The sequence below is a fragment of the Desulfurella amilsii genome (assembly GCF_002119425.1).
Classification (GTDB): domain Bacteria; phylum Campylobacterota_A; class Desulfurellia; order Desulfurellales; family Desulfurellaceae; genus Desulfurella; species Desulfurella amilsii.
Window position 1 is genome coordinate 230,963 of sequence record NZ_MDSU01000018.1, and the last position, 18,926, is coordinate 249,888.

Consider the following 18,926-nt stretch of genomic DNA (forward strand, 5'->3'; position numbering starts at 1 on the left):
GGGCGTTTTTTTATGCCATTTGTAGATTTTTTCCCTAGCCAAACACCAGATGTTATAAGTGCAGAAAAAGAGTTACTAATTGGCTGGTCTTTGGGTGCACACTTAGTATTAAAACACGCTTGTAGTGTAAATGCAAAAAAAGTACTGTTATTTGCCCCTTTTTTGTATTTTTGTGATCATGTTAACAAAAAACTACTAGATAGAATGATTTTGGCATTTGAAAAAGATAAATCAAAAGTCGTTAGCGATTTTTTACACAATATAGGCGCAAGAGCCTACAACAAAAACATCCCAGATAGCTTAAAAAGCGGCTTAGAGTTTCTCAAAGTATCAAAGATAGAGAATTTTGCAAAAAAAGACAATTATTACTGCGTGTGCGCAAAAAAAGACTTTTTAAATTTGGCAAGCGCTTGCAATAAAATTTGCAAAAAACCAATAATTGTTAATTCAAACCACTACTTTAGCGAGGATACAATTAATGACATTATCAAAAAACTACATAAAGCGCTCGTTTGATTTGGCTGCTAAAACATACTCAAGCTTTAGCGAGCTTCAAAATGAGATAGCAAAAAATCTTGCCTGCATAATAGAAGAAAAATTTTTTGAAAATGTCCTTGAAATTGGTGTGGGAGATGGAAAATTAGCTAATCTAATTAATTTTTGGTATAAAAATTACATTGGGATTGATTTGTCGCCAAATATGGCTAACTTCTTTAAAAAAAATCATCCCCATAAATACTGCATTGTGGCTGATGCAGAAAAGTTACCCTTTAGGTCAAACACTTTTAATTTAATAATAAGTTCATCTGTTTTCCAGTGGCTTACAAATCCTAAAGAGTCTATACTAAAACTTACAAGCTTGCTTAAAAGTAATGGTAATATGTTTTTTAGTGTTTTTTCAAAAGGCACATTCTGGCAAATGCAGGAGGTCTCTAAAATAACTGGCTTTGGCAGCGTATTAGAGTTAAAAGACAAAAATTTCTACGAAAGTTTAGGTTTTGATTGTAAAAACAAACAATACACGATCTACTATAAAAGCGTCAAAGATTTTTTGCACTCTCATAAAAAAAGCGGCGCAAGATACACAAATCACACTACATTGTGTGCAAAATCAAAATTCTTTGAGTTTTGCTCAACGTATGAAAAACTTTTTAGCACAAAAAAAGGTATAGAAGTAACCTATATTATAACTTTTTGCAAAAATCACTAAAGCTTGGAAAACGAGTCATTGTTAAGCTGTCAAGGGACTTATGTGAAGTTTTTGACTTATACTTGATATCTGCAAATGGCTGAAATTACAATAATAACTTCGCTTAATGTTAAAATTAATATACACTTGCAAATAGGTTTTAATCTTAAATTCATATGCACTATTTAGTTGTAATTTGTATTTTTTAAATCTTTTGTGTGGTGCAGTGCTAATGCAGTCAACTGAACTTTTTGATGCCCTAAAAAATCTGGTATATTTGGTGTTTTGCCTTTAAAGAAGAAGGTAAAGACTACCATTTTTTTGTTACAAAATGGCGTGAGCATATAACTTTGTATGGACAATTGACACATTTATTTTCAATATCTTCGTCTGTACACTCAAAAAACTCGCAAGAAACAATCTCATTTATTATAAATCTTAGTGTGTCTTTATAAGCTTCAAGCAACTCGCTATTAACCTTAAAACGCTTGATTTGAGAATCCTTTAAGCTCCAAAACTCAAATTTTATATCTTTAGCATTTAAAATGTCATTAACCAAAAGTGCGTATATAGGAAGCTGAAAAGACTTTATTTTGCTTAACCATTGACTTTTATTATCCATTGATGGCACGAAATCAATATTTGGTTCTTTTAGTATACCGGTTTTGTAATCCACTATTATAGTTGTGCCATTTTCACTATCTATTTTATCTAACCTGCCTTTTATGTGATACACTTTACCATTAACCTCAATATCCATCTTTAGAGGAAATTCTAAGTGTTGCACAAGCCTTTGATCTATATCTTTAAAATTGTGCCTAAAAAAACGCTTTATTGCGTATTTAACTTGTTCTTTTTGCAGCCAGATGGATTTTGAAGGCGAAAGAATCTCATTATCTACCAACATATATATTTTTTCTAATTCAGAAACCAAACTATTTGGGGCATATGCTTTCCCCTCATAATCCTTAAAGTAATTATATAAAATCTTGTGGGATAGGGTGCCTATAGCCATTGCATCTAAATCTTCTTCAAAAGAAACTTCGCTTAACCTTAAAATATATGAAAAATAAAACTTTGCCTTGCAGTTTAAAAAGGTATCTATGGCTGAAGCAGAAAAATAAAAGTCGTCGCTATTTAATATTTGTCTTGCTTTTTGAGAATTTTCTATCTTTAGTGGTTTGCTTTGGCTAAATGTTACATCTAATAATGCATCGTCTTCTTTTGGAACTTCCAAACTTTTTTCTTGTTTTTGAATTTCCCAAAAAATTGCTTCCAAAAACCTTGATTTACTTTTGTCTTGTGCGGTTTCATAAAAGAAAAACACTTCATCTGCACTGTTTACAAGATTAAAGAAGCTGTATCTCTGCATATCAAGCCTATCTTTTGATGTTGATAGACCTAGAATTTTTCTGATATCATCTGTTAAAATCGTATCTTGCTTTGGTATAGTTGGTATTATACCTTCGTTTGCGCCCAAATAAAAAACTCTATCGAATGTTAAATTTCTTGTTTCTAAACTGCCAAGCACCTGAAAACCTTGTGTTGGGTTTGATGGGAACGCAACATTTTTGGTTTTAATAAAATTTTTCAGTAAATTAAAATAACTTACACTGCTATCTAGCTTATATTTTTTAATACTTAAGCTTGAGAGTTCATCGAGGCTTTCCAATACACTTTCAATATACTTCGATTCAATTGCGTGAAAGCTTGCGTTTGAGTTATTTTGTAAAAAGTCAATCAGCGTTACTACTTTATCTAAAAAATCACCAATATTTTTTATATTTAAAAAATTATCAATAACATATGAATCTAAAAGCTTTACAAAATCCAGTAACTCATTATAAGAAACATCAAAGCCTTGCTGTTGAAGTTTGCTTATAGCATTTAAAATCAATTGTTCGGTTTCTAATTCTTTGGGTTCAACAAACGATTTGCCTTGGCCCAAGAAATAACTTTTGGCACAATAAGCATAAATTTTAACCACAAAATCAATATTGCCAAGTCTTAGACTTTTTACATACGGGTGTAAGATTACTTTTAAATAATCGCTTATGTAAATAGTGTTGTCTGATTTTTTGTGAAGATTTAAAAGGGCATCAAATAGGGATACAATGGGCGTTCTTGATAAAGGATATCCGATTGAAATGTTAAAAGTGTCTAGTTTTGGGTCCAAACAATTGTGTATTATGGGGAAAAGGTAACTTTCATTTGAAAGTACGATTAAGTCGCCCTCTTTGAAACCGTTAAACTCTTTTTTTAGCTCTTTTAGCTTAAATATTTCGTTGTGCAAATAAGGTGCTTTAATAAAATGATAACCGGTTTTATTTTGTTGTGTTTGATCGTTTATAACCTTTTGTATATTAAGTTTTGGTAGTAAATTATTTATCTTTAGACCATTTTTTGAAATAAAAATACCATTGGCAGAATCTATCAGATTTTTAAAAAGCTCTTGCTCGGTTTTTGTTAGATCGTAAAACCCGGCAAATATAATATTTTTTATATTTTCTTCTGTGTAACTCTTTGAAAATACAGAGGCTTTCTTGTACTTTACAGATCGCGTGCAAAAACCATTTGCATCTAATTTTTCATAAAAAGCGCTATATATGTTAGAAAACCTTGAAACTCTATTGGAAAAATTTTTTAAATCATTCGGTAGGTTGTTTTGTATTAAATAATCAATGCTTGATACATTAACCTGTTCTAAGTACAACTCTTCAAAATCAGAGTACATTTTATAGCCCCAAGGCCAAAAGTAATCAATATTATTGGTATTTACAAAAGAAACCCTTTTATTTATCTCAAAAAGGTAAAACACAGCTTCAAGTGTAGAAATTTGTGGGTAAACTACGTTGCTAAATTCCTCATATATCCTATCCACGAAATCATCAATTGAAAATAGCTCCATAAACCCTGTGGCTTTGTTTTTTTTGCTTGCAATGGCTTTTGATAAATAAATAACGGGCCTTCTGTTTGGAAAAATCACCGTTGTATTTTCTAAGTCTTCGTTTACAATTAGACGTGAGATAAATTCTATTAAATTGCTTGAGTTGTCAATCAAATAAGCCTTGCTCAACTTTTATAACCCCTTTTGTATTAATATTGTATATAATGCCAAATACGTTATCGCTATCAAAAAAATCTTTTAGTATATTGATATAATTTAGAACCTGTGATTTATACTCAGCAATTTCTTGCGCAGTAAAGTTACCTGTTTTGTAGTCCAAAACCGTTATATATCCATTAGAATCAATTACAACTCTATCCATTCTAAAGATTTTGCCATTTTTATCTATAAAAGTTTTTTCGGTAAATACCTTATTGCTTTTATCAAAGAGCTTTTTTAACTCATCTACATTTAAAATATGCAATATTTGCTGCTTTATCCTATCTGCATCTGATTCTATAAACTTTGTATATTTTAAAACCAACTCATCAAGCTTTAAAAAATCCTCTTCATATTTTAAATGGGCAAGTAGTTTATGATAAATCTCTCCTTTCTTTGAATCTTTTATCCGCTTTATTGTCCAGGCGGGAGATTGGGTTAGGAGTTTGTTATAGCTTACGCTAAATCGCACGAAGTTTCTATTTGCGTCTGCAGTTAATTCTTTACTAAATGATGAAAGCTTTGTGCCAACTTCTTCTTCTATTATTGGGCATTGTGGTTTATCTGTTTGCTTGTAGTATATAAAATTATACATTTGCATTTTTGCCCTTGTTAGTGCAACGTAGAGAATATTAAAGTTTTCTATGTTGCCCTTTAAAAGTGCATTACTGTATACACTATTCAAAGTGTCATTTGCTAAAAAATCTTTTTTTATAAATAAATAATCAAGTGAATTTTCATTTTCATTTTCAAAGACAAATTCGTTTTGTTTGCCTGATTTTTTATTTGGGTTTAGTGCGTAGTTTTTATCTGCATTTAATATATTTATCACTACATCAAACTGCAGGCCTTTAGACTTATGTATTGTAAGCAACTGTATACCCTCTTGTGCTTTTGAAAACTCGCAAGAAAATAAGTTAGACTCACCTTGAGCGTTGTTTTCAAAATACTCAATAAACGAACCCATATCGTTTATACCACTTTGTTCTAACTCCAGTATCTTATCAAGTAAAAAACTTAAATAATGGCTTTCTTGCTGAAAATTCTCATCTATTTTAAACCTTTTTATTATATTTAACAAAAGCTCATAAACAGGTATATGGTCAATAGAATTAAAGGTATCTTTAAAAAATGTATCCCATGTATCTTTGAATGTGTTTTTAAAGTTTATGTACAATATTTTATTTGAGCGGTTTTCTAATAAAAAATTTATTATTTTATCCCTTTTTAAAAAAAAGTTAAACACATCGCCTAATAAAAATGCAGCAAGACTTAAGTTGTCAAGTGGATTATTAAAAAATTTTAGAAGCTGCATTATCTCATTTATGATTTTTCTCTGCCTTATATCGCTTGCACTTTGAGACAGCACAGTGTAGTTTTTTTCCAAAAGCCAGCCACTTATGGTGTTGATTTCTTCATTTGTATGAGCCAGGATTGCAATTTGCTCAAGTTTGTAGCCATTTTTTAGCAAATCATCAATTGTTTTAAGCAAGCTTTCTTTTATACAATTAATGCCCTCGTCGTTTTCAAAATTAAACAGCTGAGTTTTTACATAACCTTTAGATAAATGCTCGTTAAGCGGAATTGCCTCAAAATCTAAATAATGCGTTGGATCATTGGTTTCATTTATTATGTCTTTTAAGTATTCTTTAAAAACCTTTTTGGAGTAGTTTACAATATGCTCAAAAGAGCGATAATTATAGTTAAGCGATCTGCTGATACATCTACTTTGTGGAAAAATTTTTTCTGTGTGTTCTATCAAATTTTTCATAATCTCAAAATCTGCTTTTCGAAAACCATAAATTGATTGCTTTAAATCTCCTACTATAAATAACGACCCACCTTTTGAAAGAGATTCTTCTATTAAAGGTTTTAATATTTCCCATTGCATCTTTGATGTATCTTGAAACTCATCTATTAAATAATGGTAAATGTAGCTGCCTAACGTAAAGTAAATTGTTGGCACATAGCCTTTTTCTAGCAAATTAACAATGCGCTTGTTTACGTCTGGCAAGAATGTTTTACCCAAAATATTGTATGTTTTAACAATGTGTTTTTTAAACTCCACAAATAGCTTTAAATAGGGAAAATTTTTTGTCCTTGCAATTGTATAAAGCTTTGAGTTTATTTCTTCAAAGCATCCTTTCCATTGTAGTTCTGCAAGTTTATCTTTATATGGAAATTTTATTTTATTTGCTAAAACACTTAGTACATTTTTTTCTTTTAAAGCATTTTTTAAGCTGCTAATTTTAGCAGGTCCTGTATTGCCTCGAATTTTTTGAGCAGAGTATTGCTCCAATAAATTAAGCATTTCATCAAGTATAGGCTCTAACTCTAGCTTAAGCTTATTAATAATTTGTTCATCAAAGATAAAGAAACTTTTATGCGAAGACTCTTGATCAAGCAGGTAGTTTAGTTTTTTTTTGATTGATTTAACAACCTGAAAATCTATATTTTGATTTGAATATTCATTTAAAAAAATTAAAAATTTACGCAAATCCGAGTCAGATACGCTTTCTAAAAACTCATCAAATGCATAGTCAATTATACTATTAGAACTAACATCTACTTCGAAATCCGGGTTTAAACCTAACTCAATGGCACTTGAGCGGATTATTTTTGTGATAAAGCTATCTATTGTTAACACAAGATCACTATAGTTGTTTAAGATTTCTTCAATGCTTTTAGATGCTAAACTTGTCAAATCTTTATTGTCAGTACCTATTAGTTGTATTATTTGCTTTTTTTCTTCTTTGCTAAGTTGGTCTAGATAAATTTTCTTTACCCACTCTAAAACTTTATTTTTAATATCGTTTGTTGCGTTTTTTGTAAACGTTATGGCCATTATATTGTTTATTTCGTTGTTTAATATGGACTGTGACAGTAAAAACTGCACAACCCTTTGTGTTAATGTGTAGGTCTTGCCAGAGCCTGCGCTTGCCTGTACAATTTGTATATGTGGAAAATCAGATTTTTTAAGAGGCGTCAGTATGTCATTTGAGCTTGGATTTTGTGTATTCATACCTTTATATTAGCAAATTGATTTTTTTATTCAACTTAAAAACTATAATTTTTTTAAGAAAATTTTCAAATCATGCGCATGAAAGTTTCGTTTTGAGATAAAGTGACTCTTTTATACTAACTTTGAGAAATCGCAAAAAAAAATTTTGCTGGACTTTTTGTTAAAAAAGTATTTAAATAATACTATGAAGCTACGCTTTGGATTTGTTTTTATTATATTGTTTTTCTTTCTTAATTCTTGCGGTTACCAATTAAGCGCAAATCACATTTATTTACCAGACCATATTAGCGCAGTTTATGTAGAAAACCCAAAAAACTCTACCTATGAGCCAAATATAAGCATTTACCTAAAAAATGCTATTATAAATGATTTAAGATTAGAACCAAATTTAAGGATTGTATCAAATAAATCCGATGCTCAGGCATTTATTAAAACGGATATTGTATCTTTCTCAGCGCTACCAGCCTCTTATAATGCAAGTGGCTTTGCATCAATGTATAGTTGCAGCATCATAATAAAATTATCATTAATAGCGAAAGATGGCAAAAAACTCATATCAGAAAAAACTTTGACAAGTTCTACTAATTATAGCACACCTTCAAATACAAATATAAATAATATAAATTCAATAGAATCAGCAAAATTAGAAGCAACAAAAGCAACAATATCCGATTTAGCCTCATTAATTAGAGAAGAACTGTTTATGTCGTCTGGGTTTTAGCTCCAAAAAATTGAAATTTTTGATTTAGCAAAAGTATAGCTTGGTTTGATGCTAAAAAAGCGCAACAACAAAAAACTAATTTATTGTCAATTTTTACAAGCGCAAATAATCTCTTTTAAACCATTATCTTCTAAAAACTTGTTTGGTAGGATAGTTAGAATCTTGGTAGCCTCAGGGGGAATCGAACCCCCGTTACCGACGTGAGAGGCCGGTGTCCTAACCGCTAGACGATGAGGCCATGGCTGGGAGAGGAGGATTCGAACCTCCACTAGCGGATCCAGAGTCCGCGGTCCTACCGTTAGACGATCTCCCAAAGCTAGAGCAGTATTGTACTTATTTAATGCCTTTTTGTCAAACTGTTGCAAAAAAACTTTTATTAAACAATTTACAAAGAAGTTAAGATATGATAAAATGATCCAACTTTTAATTAATGGAGGTAGTAATGATAGAAAATCAGCTTAAAGATTTGCAAATTACAAACCTAAAAAAGGTTTATCGCAATTTGCCAACACCAGTCTTAGTGGAAGAAATTTTAAAAAGGGATGAGGGTGTTCTCGCACATTTGGGTCCTATTGTTGTAAAAAGCGGTAAATACACAGGTAGGTCTCCTAAGGATAAGTATATAGTAAAACAAAATCCAAGCCAGCAGCATATTTGGTGGAGAAAGGAAAATCAAGAAATAACCTCAGAAGCTTTTGATAACCTATACAAAAAAACACTATCCTACCTTCAGCAAAAAGAGCTTTTTGTTATGGATGGCTATGCTGGTGCAGATTCACGCTATAGATTGCCAATAAGGGTAATATCTACATTTGCCTGGCAATCATTGTTTACAAGGAACATGTTTATAAGAGAGCTTGATCCTAAAAAATTAGAAAATTTTGAGCCTGGATTTACAGTAATTGCAGCACCTGAATTTAAAGCGATACCAGAAATTGATGACACAAGGAGTGAAGTGTTTGTGGTGCTAAATTTTGAAAAGAAAATTGTCTTGATTGGCGGAAGTGGTTATTCTGGAGAGATAAAGAAGTCAATTTTTAGTGTTATGAATTACTTGATGCCGCTAAAAGGCATAATGAGCATGCATGCCAGTGCGAACTTGGGTAAAGGGGGAGATGTAGCTATCTTTTTTGGATTATCTGGTACGGGCAAAACTACGCTCTCATCTGATCCTGAGCGATTTTTAATTGGCGATGATGAGCATGGTTGGAGTAATGATGGTGTGTTCAATTTTGAAGGTGGCTGTTATGCAAAGGTTATAAATTTATCAAAAGATGATGAGCCACTGATTTATGAAACCACAAGGAAGTTTGGCACGATATTAGAAAATGTTGTGGTAGATGAAAAATCACGCAGAGTTGATTTATTTGATGACTCTATAACAGAAAACACCAGGGCGTCTTATCCTATTAATTATATACCAAATGCACTAAAAGAAGGGGTGGGGCCTCATCCAAAAAATATCATAATGTTAACTTACGATGCATTTGGGGTTTTACCACCTGTATCAAAACTTACAACCCAGCAAGCCATGTATCATTTTATTAGTGGTTATACTGCAAAAGTAGCTGGCACAGAGGCTGGTGTTGAAGAGCCAACAGCTGTATTTTCAACATGTTTTGGAGCTCCGTTTATGGTATTACCACCTACTGTTTATGCAAAGCTATTAGGTGAAAAGATAAAAAAGCACAGTGTAAATTGCTGGCTTGTAAACACTGGTTTAAATGGCGGGCCATACGGCGTTGGAAAACGCATTAGTATTTCACATACCCGTGCTATAATTAGAGCTATTCTCAATAATGAATTAAATGATGTAGATTACGAAATATTACCAATATTTAACCTGCATATACCAAAGAGCTGCCCGGAAGTCCCATCCAGCATCCTAAACCCTAGACAAAGCTGGAAAGATAAAGATGCATACGATGCTCAATTAAAAAAGCTTGCTTTAGCTTTCAAGAAAAACATTGAATCATTTGGCTTTGAGATTGATAAGACCATTATCGATGCAGGCCCACAAATCTAGCTTTAAAAAATATTTTTAGGCAATTAGGGAAGTTTAATAAACTTCCCTAATTTTAGTATTTTTGTTAGTTTTGCCCTGTTGCATTAGATGCGGTTGAAGCTAAATCAGAGTTTGAGTAAAAATTCATATCTTTGAGCTTGTTTAGCGCATATTCGCACCCTAATGTATAAATCTTTATAGGTACGACACCAACCTTAATCATACCAAGCTCTTTTGCTGCACCTCTTGATAAGTCCAAAATGCGTCCCCTTATATAAGGCCCTCGATCTACAATTTTAACAAACAGCTCTTTACCGTTGTAGAGATTTTTGACTAATACTTTGCTACCAAATGGCAAAGTCTTGCTTGCTGCAAAAATCTCATCACTATTGTATGTACTTCCATTAGCTGTTTGCATAAGAGAGTCTGAAAGTCCATACCAAGAGGCATAACCTTTTTGAATTTGACATGCATTGTTTTCATTTGAAATGGATTTTAAAATGTCATCAACTGTAGCTTCACCCGCAAAAGCTCTTGAAAAACTAACAAAAAATACTACCGCTACAATTAACCAAAACTTCCTCATGTTTAAAGTATAAAAATTTTTCATAAAATTGTCAAGAAAAAACTTTAGTTTTTAAAAATCAATAATTTTCTATCTAAAATATGTATTTTTTTGTTAAAATTTTTAATAAGTAACAAAATTATATACTAAATTTAGAACTCAATGTTAATGTTTTGATTTTTTTATGATCATTTTGTATAATGCCAAATAAAAAGGGGTGGATGGATGTTATTTTCAAAAAGTGCGATTTATACAATAAAAGAAAAACCCAAAGATGCTACAATTGATAGTCACGAATTACTCATAAGAGGTGGCTTTATCAGTCAAGTTTCAAGCGGTGTATACACATATATGCCTTTAGGTCTAAAAGTTATCAAAAAGGTATCTAAAATTATAGAAGAAGAAATGGATGCAAAAGGCGCCCAACAAATACTGATGCCAGCAGTTCAGCCAGCTGAACTTTGGATTGAATCAGGCAGATGGAATGAATACGGAAAGGAACTTTTACGCTTTAAAGATAGGAATGATAGGGATTTTGTAGTTGGGCCAACACACGAGGAAGTCGTATCGGATATTGTAAGGCGGTATGTAAATAGCTATAAGCAATTGCCTATAAACTTGTACCAAATTCAAACAAAATTTAGAGATGAAATACGCCCTCGATTTGGCTTGATGAGAGCAAAAGAGTTTATTATGAAGGATGCGTATAGTTTCGATACAGATCCTTCTTTATTGGATGTAAGTTATGAAAAAATGCGTGATGCATACAATAGGATATTTAAACGTTGCGGTATGAATTTTAGAATTGTGCAAGCAGACAGTGGGGCAATTGGTGGCAAGGATTCTGAAGAATTTATGGTGTTATCAAATGTAGGAGAAGATGAAATACTTGTATGTGATACATGTGATTATGCAGCAAATGTCGAAAAGGCTACAAGCATGGTAAATGAAAAACCATCCAAAGAAGGCCATATTGAAAAAATACACACACCATTTGCAAAAACAATTGGAGAGGTGTCTAAATTTTTAAATGTTGAGGAAAGCGAGCTTGCAAAATCACTGTTCTTTAAAAATGAAAAAGGTGAGGTTTTTTGTTTTGTAATATTAGGAAGCGATACACTAAATCTCACAAAAGCCAAAAATGTGGTTTCCAGTATAGAGCTGTCTGCTTTAGACAATAGAGAATTAAAGTCATTAGGTTTAATTGCTGGATTTTTAGGACCAATTGGTTTGGATAAAAACATTCGCATTATTGCTGATACAAGGCTAAAAGATATAGATAGTGCAATCGTAGGGGCAAACGAAGAAAACTATCACTTAAAAAATGTTTCTTTTAAAAAAGATGTAAATGCAGAATTTTTTGATATTAGAAGTGCACAAGAAGGTGAAATTTGTTCACAATGCAAAAAAGGTAAGCTTAAAAAATACATGGGCATAGAAGTGGGTCATATTTTTAAGTTAGGCTTGAAGTATTCAAAATTTATGAATGTTGTTTGCCTGGATAAAGAAGGAAAACAGCAGTACATTTACATGGGTTGCTATGGTATTGGTGTGGGCCGATGTGCGCAAGCTTGTGTTGAACAAAATCATGATGCTGATGGTATAATTTGGCCAATATCCATTGCACCATTTGAAGTTGAAATCATTCAACTTGATAAAACAGAAGAAATAAGCGAACTTTGTCATTTGCTTTATGCGCAGTTAAAAAAATCCAAAATCGACTGTTTATTTGATGATAGGGATGAAAGGGCAGGTGTAAAATTTAAAGATATGGATTTAATAGGCATACCAATAAGCGTTATTGTGGGTTCTAAAAATTTTAAAAATAATGAAGTAGAGATTAGATTAAGAAAAACGAAAGAAAAAAAATTATGCAAAATAGACGAATGTTTCAATGAAATTATGAACATAAGGAATTTAATGTATAAGGAATTGGAGGTTTAAATGAAAGATTTAAAAGAAAAGCTGTTCAGAAATCAAAAGAATGGGTGGTTTGGCAATAAAGAGGAAATTTTTGAGTTTTCGAAAGAATATATCAATTTTTTGAATGTATGCAAAACAGAAAGAGAAACTGTAAATTTTGTAAAAACATTTTTTTCAAAGCATTCAAAGCAAGAACTAATTTTTGTTAATAGAAATAAAAATGTCGCGCTGGTACGACTTGGAAAAGAAAACGGTATGAGGCTTATTGCAAGTCATATTGATTCACCCCGTATAGATTTAAAGCAAAATCCGATCTTTGAAGATTCAAATTTGTGTCTGTTTCATACACACTATTACGGTGGTATAAAAAAATACCAATGGTTAAATATCCCTCTCTCGTTACATGGAATCATTGTAAAATCCGATTTAGAAATTATAGAGTTTAATCTTGGCGAGAATGAGGATGATCCTGTATTTGTAATACCTGATTTATTACCCCATCTATCTAAAAAAGTGATAGATGAAAAGGTTGTAAAAGAAGCTTTTGATGCGGACAAGCTTAATTTGATTGTAGGCTCAATACCGTTTAGTAAAGAAGAAAAAGACCAGATTAAACTCAACATCCTAAAAATATTAAGCGAAAATTATGGCATTTCTGAAGAGGATTTTATATCTGCAGAAATTACACTAACACCTGCTTTTAAAGCAAAGGATGCTGGTTTTGATAGAAGTCTTATTGCAGGGTATGGGCAAGATGATAGAATTTGTGCATATACTTCTTTAAAAGCATTTTTTGATTCAAAAAAGGCTCCACAAACACAAGTAGTTCTGATGATCGACAAAGAAGAAATTGGATCAGAAGGAAATACATCAGCGCAATCAAGCTTTTTGTTTGAAATTGCAATTGAAATCTTGAAAGCAAAAAAAATTGAACCGACATTTGAAAACATTATTTCATTTTTTAAAACTTCTGAATGTTTATCCGCTGATGTTAATGGGGCGGTTAATCCAATGTATAAAGAAGTTCACGAAAAAGACAATGCCTCATACATCAACAACGGCGTGGTTTTAACAAAATTTACAGGACACGGTGGTAAATATATGGCAAATGATGCCAATGCTGAATTTGTAGGCAAAATTAGAAAAATTTTTAATGACAACAATGCAGTATGGCAAACCGGTGAGCTGGGTAAAGTTGATGAAGGCGGTGGTGGCACCATTGCAAAATACATTGCAAATCACAATATAGAAACAATTGATTGCGGACCTGCATTAATTTCAATGCATTCTCCTTACGAAATTTCGTCTAAAGCGGATCTTTATGAGACATACAAAGCCTATAAAGCTTTTTTGAGCTACTAATATGTTTGAATTATAACAGTTTCAGATATATATTCTGCTCTTGGAAGAAATAAGACCATATAGACCGCATTCTTTAGATCACATTCAAGCAATAGAATTTCTAAATGATTTGGTCTCAAAAGGCAAAAATAAATATAGAGATTAGTTGGTATTATCCCTATTACTATTAAGCTTTGGTGCTACTAATTTGATGAGCAAAAATCAAATATTGCCATCCTTACATACACGCCGTTTTCTACTTGCCTTGTAATAAGCACGTTTCTGTCTATATAAATACACGAATCTAACTCAACATCCCTGTTTACCGGTCCTGGGTGCATGATATAGGCATTAATTGTTTTTTTGATGCCGAAAAATTTGTTGTATTCGCTTAGCGAAGGTATGTTCACGCCGCTTTTTCGCTCAAGCTGTATGCGCAACAGTATCACAAAGTCTTTATTTGATGTAGCTTGTTCTAGATTTTTTTCTATTTTTATTCCTTCAAAATTTTGTGGCAAAAATGTATTTGGGCCATAAAAACTCAAATCCCAATTAAACATCTTTGCTAAATATATGTGACTTCGTGCTACACGTGAATTAACAATATCGCCTATTATACAGACTTTAAGATTCTCTATATCTTTTGTGTGCTCATACATTGTCATCAAATCAAGCAAAGCTTGAGAAGGATGTTCATTTGTCCCATCACCTGCGTTGATTATATTGGCTTTAGTAAACTGGCTCATATATAAAGGGAAACCAGAATAGGAATGCCTCGTCACAAAAAAATTCGGGTGCATTGCATTTAAATTTGTTATTGTATCTATCCAGTTTTCACCTTTTTGCAAACTTGACTTCGTATAATCAAAGTTAACAACCTTTGCACCTAGTTTAAGCGCAGCTATTTCAAATGATGTTTTGGTTCTTGTGCTATTTTCAAAAAACATATTTATAACAATGGCATCTTGCAGGCTTTTAGTATAATTTGTGTTATTTTTAAAGTAGATAGCTTTTTCTAAAATACTTAGCACCTGATTTTTATTAAAGTATTTAAGACCCAAACAATGCATAAGCTTACCTTCCTATATCTCTGTGAATTGTATTTACTATATAATCCATATTTCTTACAAATTCCTCCAAATGCTTAACAATTGCAACCGAGCGGTGCTTGCCGCCAGTGCAACCAATTGATATCGTAATATAGCTCTTTGATATTTGTGTAAAAAGAGGTAAAATAAATTTCAAAAAGTCTTTAATTTTATCAATAAATTCTTTAGCATGCGGTTGAGTTAATACAAAATTATAAGTAACCTCATCCAACCCTGTTGTATTTTTAAGTGACTCGATAAAGTAGGGGTTTGGTAAAAATCTTGCATCAAATATATAATCGCTTTCTGCTGGTAAACCATACTTAAAACCAAACGATTCAAGCTGAACAATCGGTTTTAGTTGCTGATCATCTCCAAATTTTGCTAAAAGTAAATTCTTAAGGTTATTAACATTTAAATCGGTTGTATCTATAACAAGATCGGATATCTTAGCAACACCGTCCATAATTGACTTCTCTTCTTCTATGGCTTGCATAAGGGATAGTTGCTTAAATAAAGTTAAGGGGTGCTGCCTTCTTGTTTCTTGGTATCTGGCAATTAGCTTTTCTTTATTGGCATGCAGGTAAACTATTATAACATTTATGTTCTTGCTTTTAAGCCACTCTACTGACTCAAAAAAATACTTTTGAAAATCAATTTCTCTAATATCGCAAACTATAGCTATATCTTTAACCGCAAAAGTACCTTCTTCTGCAATGTCAATAAATTTTTTGATTAATTGCAGTGGAAAATTATCCATGCAAAAAAATCTTAATTCTTCAAAAACTTTTAGAGCGCTACTCTTGCCTGAACCAGATAAACCGCTAATAAATACAAATTTGTTAATTTTACTCATCTTCTTCTAAGGTTTTTAGATAATCTTTTATTTCTTGCGGACTTTTATTCAAAAAATGCTCCACATTCGATTTTTTTAATATTTTGGCAAGGAATGTAAGCGTTTTCAATTGCAATGATGGCTTATCAGATGGAGATAATACAACAAATATCACACTTACTGTTATATCATCAATTGAATCAAAGTCAATTGGTGCTTTTAAAACAAAAACACCAATATAAGACTTTACATCCTTAAGTTTTAAATGAGGTAAAGCAAACCCATTACCTATAGCCGTAGAGCCCAATAATTCTCTTTCTTTTAATAAGTCATAAATAATACTACTATCTACATTGACCTTTAAAGCCACAGACTGGCTGATTTTTTGAAACAAATCATACTTATCGTTTGCCACAACATTAACATCAACATCTTTTATTTGGTTTATCAGATCTTTAAAATTCATTTTAAGTTTCTATAAGCGTGAAACTACCGTCGTTATTTTTGTACAAAACATTGACATTTTCTGTTTCTGAATTGTAAAAAACCAAAATTCCTTCTAGTGATTTTTGAGCTAAACTCAGGGCTTCTTCTAAATTAATAGGCTTTTCATCAATATTTTTTCTAATAATCTCAATACCTTCAAATTCACTTTGAACTTCATTTATTGCGCTAGTTTTTCTTTTATTGGATTTTTTTTCTTTAAGTTTTTTTAATTGTCCCTCAAGGTTATCATATAGTAAATCAATACTTGCATAAAGATCGCGCGAGGTTTCTGTGGCTTTAATAATATCTTGCTTTGTGATTAATTTTGCATCGGCAATATGTCTATATTTTTCAACATTAATCATAATTTCAGCTTGCAATATATTGTATATCTTTTCAAGCCTGCTCAATTTTTTTACAACGTAATCTTTTATAGCATCTGTAAGTTCTATATTTTTTGAAGCAAAAACGAATTCCATATTACCTCCAGATGGTTAATGTTCGCAAACAGATTTGTTTGTATAAATCAATGTACCGTCTAAATAGTCCTGCATGGTTTTTGAGTGTTCCTGTGGTGCAACACCAGATATAACATCTATACCATAGCTGTTAAAAAACTCTATAGCTCTTGGCCCAACACCGCAAAGTATAACTAAATCAACATTCTGTGACTTTGCCCAAGCAGGAAAAGCGCCTTCTTGGTGCTCTATTGAGTCGTAAAATTTTTTATCTTTTACAACACCATTTTCAATTTCGTAGATTACAAACCTTTGAGCTCTGCCAAAGTGTTCACTTAAAACATCACCAATTAATGGCATCATGACCTTCATTAAACCTTTCCTCCTAATTTATTTTCGAGTGATTCCATTTTTCCTTTTAAAGTTAGCTGTTTGTCGTTTCTTTCGTCAATATATACATTCATAACAACCCTATTTAATCCTTCGCTATAAATTGTATCTCGCACTTTTGGTATAAGCTTAAGAATTTCTTCTAACTCACCTTCTATTGCTGTACCAATAGGTGTAGGCATTACTTTAAAACTGCTTTCTTTTATTAGCGATACAACTTTTGCGATGCAGGCACTTACGCTTGGTGACGATGTACCAATCGGTATAACTGTAATGCCACAGACAGCCATATTGACCTCCTTATCTAGTAAATGCTTCTGTATCGTTCGAAGTATGATTTATCATCCTTTATGTTAGCTTTTATTTTGATTATCTTTATATCAAATGCACTTATTGTAACAAATTTTTCGTTTAGAATTAAATCATCCCATTGTGTTAAAATTTTATAAGACAAAGAAATATCTTGAAATTTTTTTTTGGCTGATTCACTGCTATTAACATCTGGGTGATATTTTTTTGCTAGGACAAGGTATCTCTTTTTTATTTCCTGTGAAGATTTAGCATCCCACACATTTAGAATTTCTTTGGCTATTATTTCATAGAGTTTCTTTTGCTTAATGTTTTTTCTAAACTCAAAATCGTATATCATAACTGTACTAATTGTTTTGGAAATTTTGTTAAACTTTCTACACCATCTTTTTTTACAATATAGGTATTTTCTAATCCAACTGCACCTTCATTGAAAATAAGCTTTGGCTCAAATGCAAATACCATATTTTCTTCTAATGGATAATCCATGCCTTTGGCAATAAATGGGTACTCATCCAACTCCAAACCTAAACCGTGGCCTAAAAAACTTACCCTATCTTTACCAATGCCCATAAAGATATTTTCATACCCTGCGCTTTTTGCTTTTTCAAGAGACTTTATATATATTTCGTGAGCATTTGTGCCTACTTTTGCATAATCTTCAAACCAATTTATTAAATCAAGACAAAACTGGTAGCCTTTTTTCATCTGATTATCTAAATCGCCAATTACAAATGTGCGTGTTTGATCTGCCAAATAACCATTGTAATTAAAAACAAAATCCACAATTATGGACTTGTTTTTCTCAATCCTATTTGTGCTTGCACCTTCTGGGTAAGTAGGGTACATACCTTTGCCTGTTAGAGGTTTCATGTAGCCAGAAAAACCCACAGCGCTTGTACCGCAAATAACATGACCCATAAAAATCTCGCCATTAAACATTCGCATGCGGTTTCTGCCTTGATGGCCCCTTAGGCGTGCAAAGTATTCTAATTTTGCGCTTATATCAATTTCTCTTTTGTTTTCTTCTAAATATATTTTTGCATCAGCCATTAAACAATCAAGATTTTTAGCAGCTTGTGCTATACTTCCTATCTCTTGCGGTTCTTTTATTCTCCTTTGCCATCTAATATCATCTGAAACATCTGCTATGTGGCTTCTATCAAAAATTTCTTTAAATTTCAGATAAAAATTTGCAGGCAATACATCAAACTCAAGGCCTATTGTGTCAACCTTAAAACCTTGCTGTTGAATAAATTTTTTAATGTCTGAAAAACCATTCATATAATTTACGCTAACGTTGGTCTCTTCTTGAGCTCTATCCAAACCACGCCTGACAAATAAAAATTTTCCATTATCTTTTGTTATAATAAGTACGCCGTTTGCAAATGTACCAGTATAATAATAAATATCGGTTGATTGCATAAGTAGAGCAATATCAATATTTTTAACTCTCAAGACTTCTGAGAAAGTTTTTGTTCTCATGCA

General features: G+C 31.9%; 17 protein-coding genes and 2 tRNA genes. 6 read left to right on the top strand and 13 right to left on the bottom strand.

Annotated features, from left to right (window positions below):
* The first annotated feature begins 12 nt into the window (after positions 1-12).
* Positions 13-516, top strand: a complete 504-nt coding sequence (locus tag DESAMIL20_RS04605; RefSeq protein WP_143340247.1) for a hypothetical protein — start codon at positions 13-15, stop codon at positions 514-516.
* Entirely contained in the window at positions 479-1,210 is a 732-nt protein-coding gene (locus tag DESAMIL20_RS04610; protein WP_086033643.1) for a methyltransferase domain-containing protein, read from the top strand. Before DESAMIL20_RS04605 ends, DESAMIL20_RS04610 begins: the two co-directional genes overlap by 38 nt.
* Before the next feature lie 289 nt (positions 1,211-1,499).
* Here the strand turns inward: DESAMIL20_RS04610 and DESAMIL20_RS04615 are convergent, their stop codons facing one another.
* Together DESAMIL20_RS04615 and DESAMIL20_RS04620 are read right to left on the bottom strand one after the other, a co-directional pair.
* Complete coding sequence (locus DESAMIL20_RS04615) at positions 1,500-4,265, bottom strand: PD-(D/E)XK nuclease family protein (protein ID WP_086033644.1); 2,766 nt, start codon at positions 4,263-4,265, stop codon at positions 1,500-1,502.
* Positions 4,243-7,317, bottom strand: coding sequence for a UvrD-helicase domain-containing protein (locus tag DESAMIL20_RS04620; protein ID WP_086033645.1), 3,075 nt, complete (start codon positions 7,315-7,317; stop codon positions 4,243-4,245). The genes DESAMIL20_RS04615 and DESAMIL20_RS04620 overlap by 23 nt, the downstream gene beginning before the upstream one ends.
* 184 nt (positions 7,318-7,501) lie before the next feature.
* On the opposite strand from DESAMIL20_RS04620, the gene lptE reads away from it, so the two are divergent.
* On the top strand, positions 7,502-8,038 hold the full coding sequence (gene lptE / locus DESAMIL20_RS04625) for an LPS assembly lipoprotein LptE (protein WP_086033646.1): 537 nt from the start codon (positions 7,502-7,504) through the stop codon (positions 8,036-8,038).
* 163 nt (positions 8,039-8,201) lie between these two features.
* Here lptE and DESAMIL20_RS04630 read toward each other — a convergent pair.
* Both DESAMIL20_RS04630 and DESAMIL20_RS04635 read right to left on the bottom strand, forming a co-directional pair.
* Positions 8,202-8,276: transfer RNA gene (locus tag DESAMIL20_RS04630), tRNA-Glu, on the bottom strand.
* Position 8,277: 1 nt separating this feature from the next.
* Positions 8,278-8,351: transfer RNA gene (locus DESAMIL20_RS04635), tRNA-Gln, on the bottom strand.
* Between the two features lie 129 nt (positions 8,352-8,480).
* Here DESAMIL20_RS04635 and pckA point away from each other — a divergent pair.
* Positions 8,481-10,064: a phosphoenolpyruvate carboxykinase (ATP) gene (gene pckA, locus DESAMIL20_RS04640; RefSeq protein ID WP_204218564.1), complete on the top strand. Its 1,584-nt coding sequence runs from the start codon at positions 8,481-8,483 to the stop codon at positions 10,062-10,064.
* A gap of 64 nt (positions 10,065-10,128) precedes the next feature.
* Here the strand turns inward: pckA and DESAMIL20_RS04645 are convergent, their stop codons facing one another.
* On the bottom strand, positions 10,129-10,629 hold the full coding sequence (locus tag DESAMIL20_RS04645) for a septal ring lytic transglycosylase RlpA family protein (RefSeq protein WP_204218565.1): 501 nt from the start codon (positions 10,627-10,629) through the stop codon (positions 10,129-10,131).
* A 204-nt stretch (positions 10,630-10,833) separates the two neighbouring features.
* Here DESAMIL20_RS04645 and DESAMIL20_RS04650 point away from each other — a divergent pair, with 204 nt between their 5' ends.
* Both DESAMIL20_RS04650 and DESAMIL20_RS04655 read left to right on the top strand, forming a co-directional pair.
* Positions 10,834-12,552, top strand: coding sequence for a proline--tRNA ligase (locus DESAMIL20_RS04650; RefSeq protein ID WP_086033649.1), 1,719 nt, complete (start codon positions 10,834-10,836; stop codon positions 12,550-12,552).
* Positions 12,553-13,893: an aminopeptidase gene (locus DESAMIL20_RS04655; RefSeq protein WP_086033650.1), complete on the top strand. Its 1,341-nt coding sequence runs from the start codon at positions 12,553-12,555 to the stop codon at positions 13,891-13,893. It begins immediately after the preceding gene.
* Between the two features lie 182 nt (positions 13,894-14,075).
* Here DESAMIL20_RS04655 and DESAMIL20_RS04660 read toward each other — a convergent pair whose 3' ends face one another.
* Genes DESAMIL20_RS04660 through DESAMIL20_RS04695 form a run of 8 tightly spaced genes read right to left on the bottom strand, consistent with a single transcriptional unit; the run spans position 14,076 to position 18,923 of the window.
* Positions 14,076-14,942 (bottom strand): aspartate carbamoyltransferase catalytic subunit, encoded by an 867-nt coding sequence (locus tag DESAMIL20_RS04660; RefSeq protein WP_086033651.1) that lies wholly within the window; start codon positions 14,940-14,942, stop codon positions 14,076-14,078.
* Positions 14,943-14,946: 4 nt separating this feature from the next.
* A complete protein-coding gene (gene rapZ / locus DESAMIL20_RS04665; protein WP_086033652.1) occupies positions 14,947-15,816 on the bottom strand; it encodes an RNase adapter RapZ in 870 nt (289 codons plus the stop codon).
* Positions 15,809-16,261, bottom strand: coding sequence for a PTS sugar transporter subunit IIA (locus DESAMIL20_RS04670; protein ID WP_086033653.1), 453 nt, complete (start codon positions 16,259-16,261; stop codon positions 15,809-15,811). Before DESAMIL20_RS04670 ends, rapZ begins: the two co-directional genes overlap by 8 nt.
* A gap of 1 nt (position 16,262) precedes the next feature.
* A complete protein-coding gene (hpf, locus tag DESAMIL20_RS04675; RefSeq protein ID WP_086033654.1) occupies positions 16,263-16,760 on the bottom strand; it encodes a ribosome hibernation-promoting factor, HPF/YfiA family in 498 nt (165 codons plus the stop codon).
* Between the two features lie 15 nt (positions 16,761-16,775).
* Positions 16,776-17,111: a NifB/NifX family molybdenum-iron cluster-binding protein gene (locus tag DESAMIL20_RS04680; RefSeq protein ID WP_086033655.1), complete on the bottom strand. Its 336-nt coding sequence runs from the start codon at positions 17,109-17,111 to the stop codon at positions 16,776-16,778.
* Positions 17,111-17,419: an MTH1187 family thiamine-binding protein gene (locus DESAMIL20_RS04685; RefSeq protein WP_086033656.1), complete on the bottom strand. Its 309-nt coding sequence runs from the start codon at positions 17,417-17,419 to the stop codon at positions 17,111-17,113. The genes DESAMIL20_RS04680 and DESAMIL20_RS04685 overlap by 1 nt, the downstream gene beginning before the upstream one ends.
* 14 nt (positions 17,420-17,433) lie before the next feature.
* Entirely contained in the window at positions 17,434-17,778 is a 345-nt protein-coding gene (locus tag DESAMIL20_RS04690; RefSeq protein WP_086033657.1) for a DnaJ domain-containing protein, read from the bottom strand.
* Complete coding sequence (locus DESAMIL20_RS04695; RefSeq protein ID WP_086033658.1) at positions 17,775-18,923, bottom strand: M24 family metallopeptidase; 1,149 nt, start codon at positions 18,921-18,923, stop codon at positions 17,775-17,777. Before DESAMIL20_RS04695 ends, DESAMIL20_RS04690 begins: the two co-directional genes overlap by 4 nt.
* Positions 18,924-18,926 lie beyond the last annotated feature (3 nt).

Coding starts and splice junctions, on each gene's coding strand:
- DESAMIL20_RS04605 (WP_143340247.1), top strand. CDS start 13: ATGCCATTTGTAGATTTTTTCCCTAGCCAAACACCAGATGTTATAAGT.
- DESAMIL20_RS04610 (WP_086033643.1), top strand. CDS start 479: ATGACATTATCAAAAAACTACATAAAGCGCTCGTTTGATTTGGCTGCT.
- DESAMIL20_RS04620 (WP_086033645.1), bottom strand. CDS start 7,317: ATGAATACACAAAATCCAAGCTCAAATGACATACTGACGCCTCTTAAA.
- lptE (WP_086033646.1), top strand. CDS start 7,502: ATGAAGCTACGCTTTGGATTTGTTTTTATTATATTGTTTTTCTTTCTT.
- pckA (WP_204218564.1), top strand. CDS start 8,481: ATGATAGAAAATCAGCTTAAAGATTTGCAAATTACAAACCTAAAAAAG.
- DESAMIL20_RS04645 (WP_204218565.1), bottom strand. CDS start 10,629: ATGAGGAAGTTTTGGTTAATTGTAGCGGTAGTATTTTTTGTTAGTTTT.
- DESAMIL20_RS04650 (WP_086033649.1), top strand. CDS start 10,834: ATGTTATTTTCAAAAAGTGCGATTTATACAATAAAAGAAAAACCCAAA.
- DESAMIL20_RS04655 (WP_086033650.1), top strand. CDS start 12,553: ATGAAAGATTTAAAAGAAAAGCTGTTCAGAAATCAAAAGAATGGGTGG.
- DESAMIL20_RS04660 (WP_086033651.1), bottom strand. CDS start 14,942: ATGCATTGTTTGGGTCTTAAATACTTTAATAAAAATCAGGTGCTAAGT.
- rapZ (WP_086033652.1), bottom strand. CDS start 15,816: ATGAGTAAAATTAACAAATTTGTATTTATTAGCGGTTTATCTGGTTCA.
- DESAMIL20_RS04670 (WP_086033653.1), bottom strand. CDS start 16,261: ATGAATTTTAAAGATCTGATAAACCAAATAAAAGATGTTGATGTTAAT.
- hpf (WP_086033654.1), bottom strand. CDS start 16,760: ATGGAATTCGTTTTTGCTTCAAAAAATATAGAACTTACAGATGCTATA.
- DESAMIL20_RS04680 (WP_086033655.1), bottom strand. CDS start 17,111: ATGAAGGTCATGATGCCATTAATTGGTGATGTTTTAAGTGAACACTTT.
- DESAMIL20_RS04685 (WP_086033656.1), bottom strand. CDS start 17,419: ATGGCTGTCTGTGGCATTACAGTTATACCGATTGGTACATCGTCACCA.
- DESAMIL20_RS04690 (WP_086033657.1), bottom strand. CDS start 17,778: ATGATATACGATTTTGAGTTTAGAAAAAACATTAAGCAAAAGAAACTC.
- DESAMIL20_RS04695 (WP_086033658.1), bottom strand. CDS start 18,923: ATGAGAACAAAAACTTTCTCAGAAGTCTTGAGAGTTAAAAATATTGAT.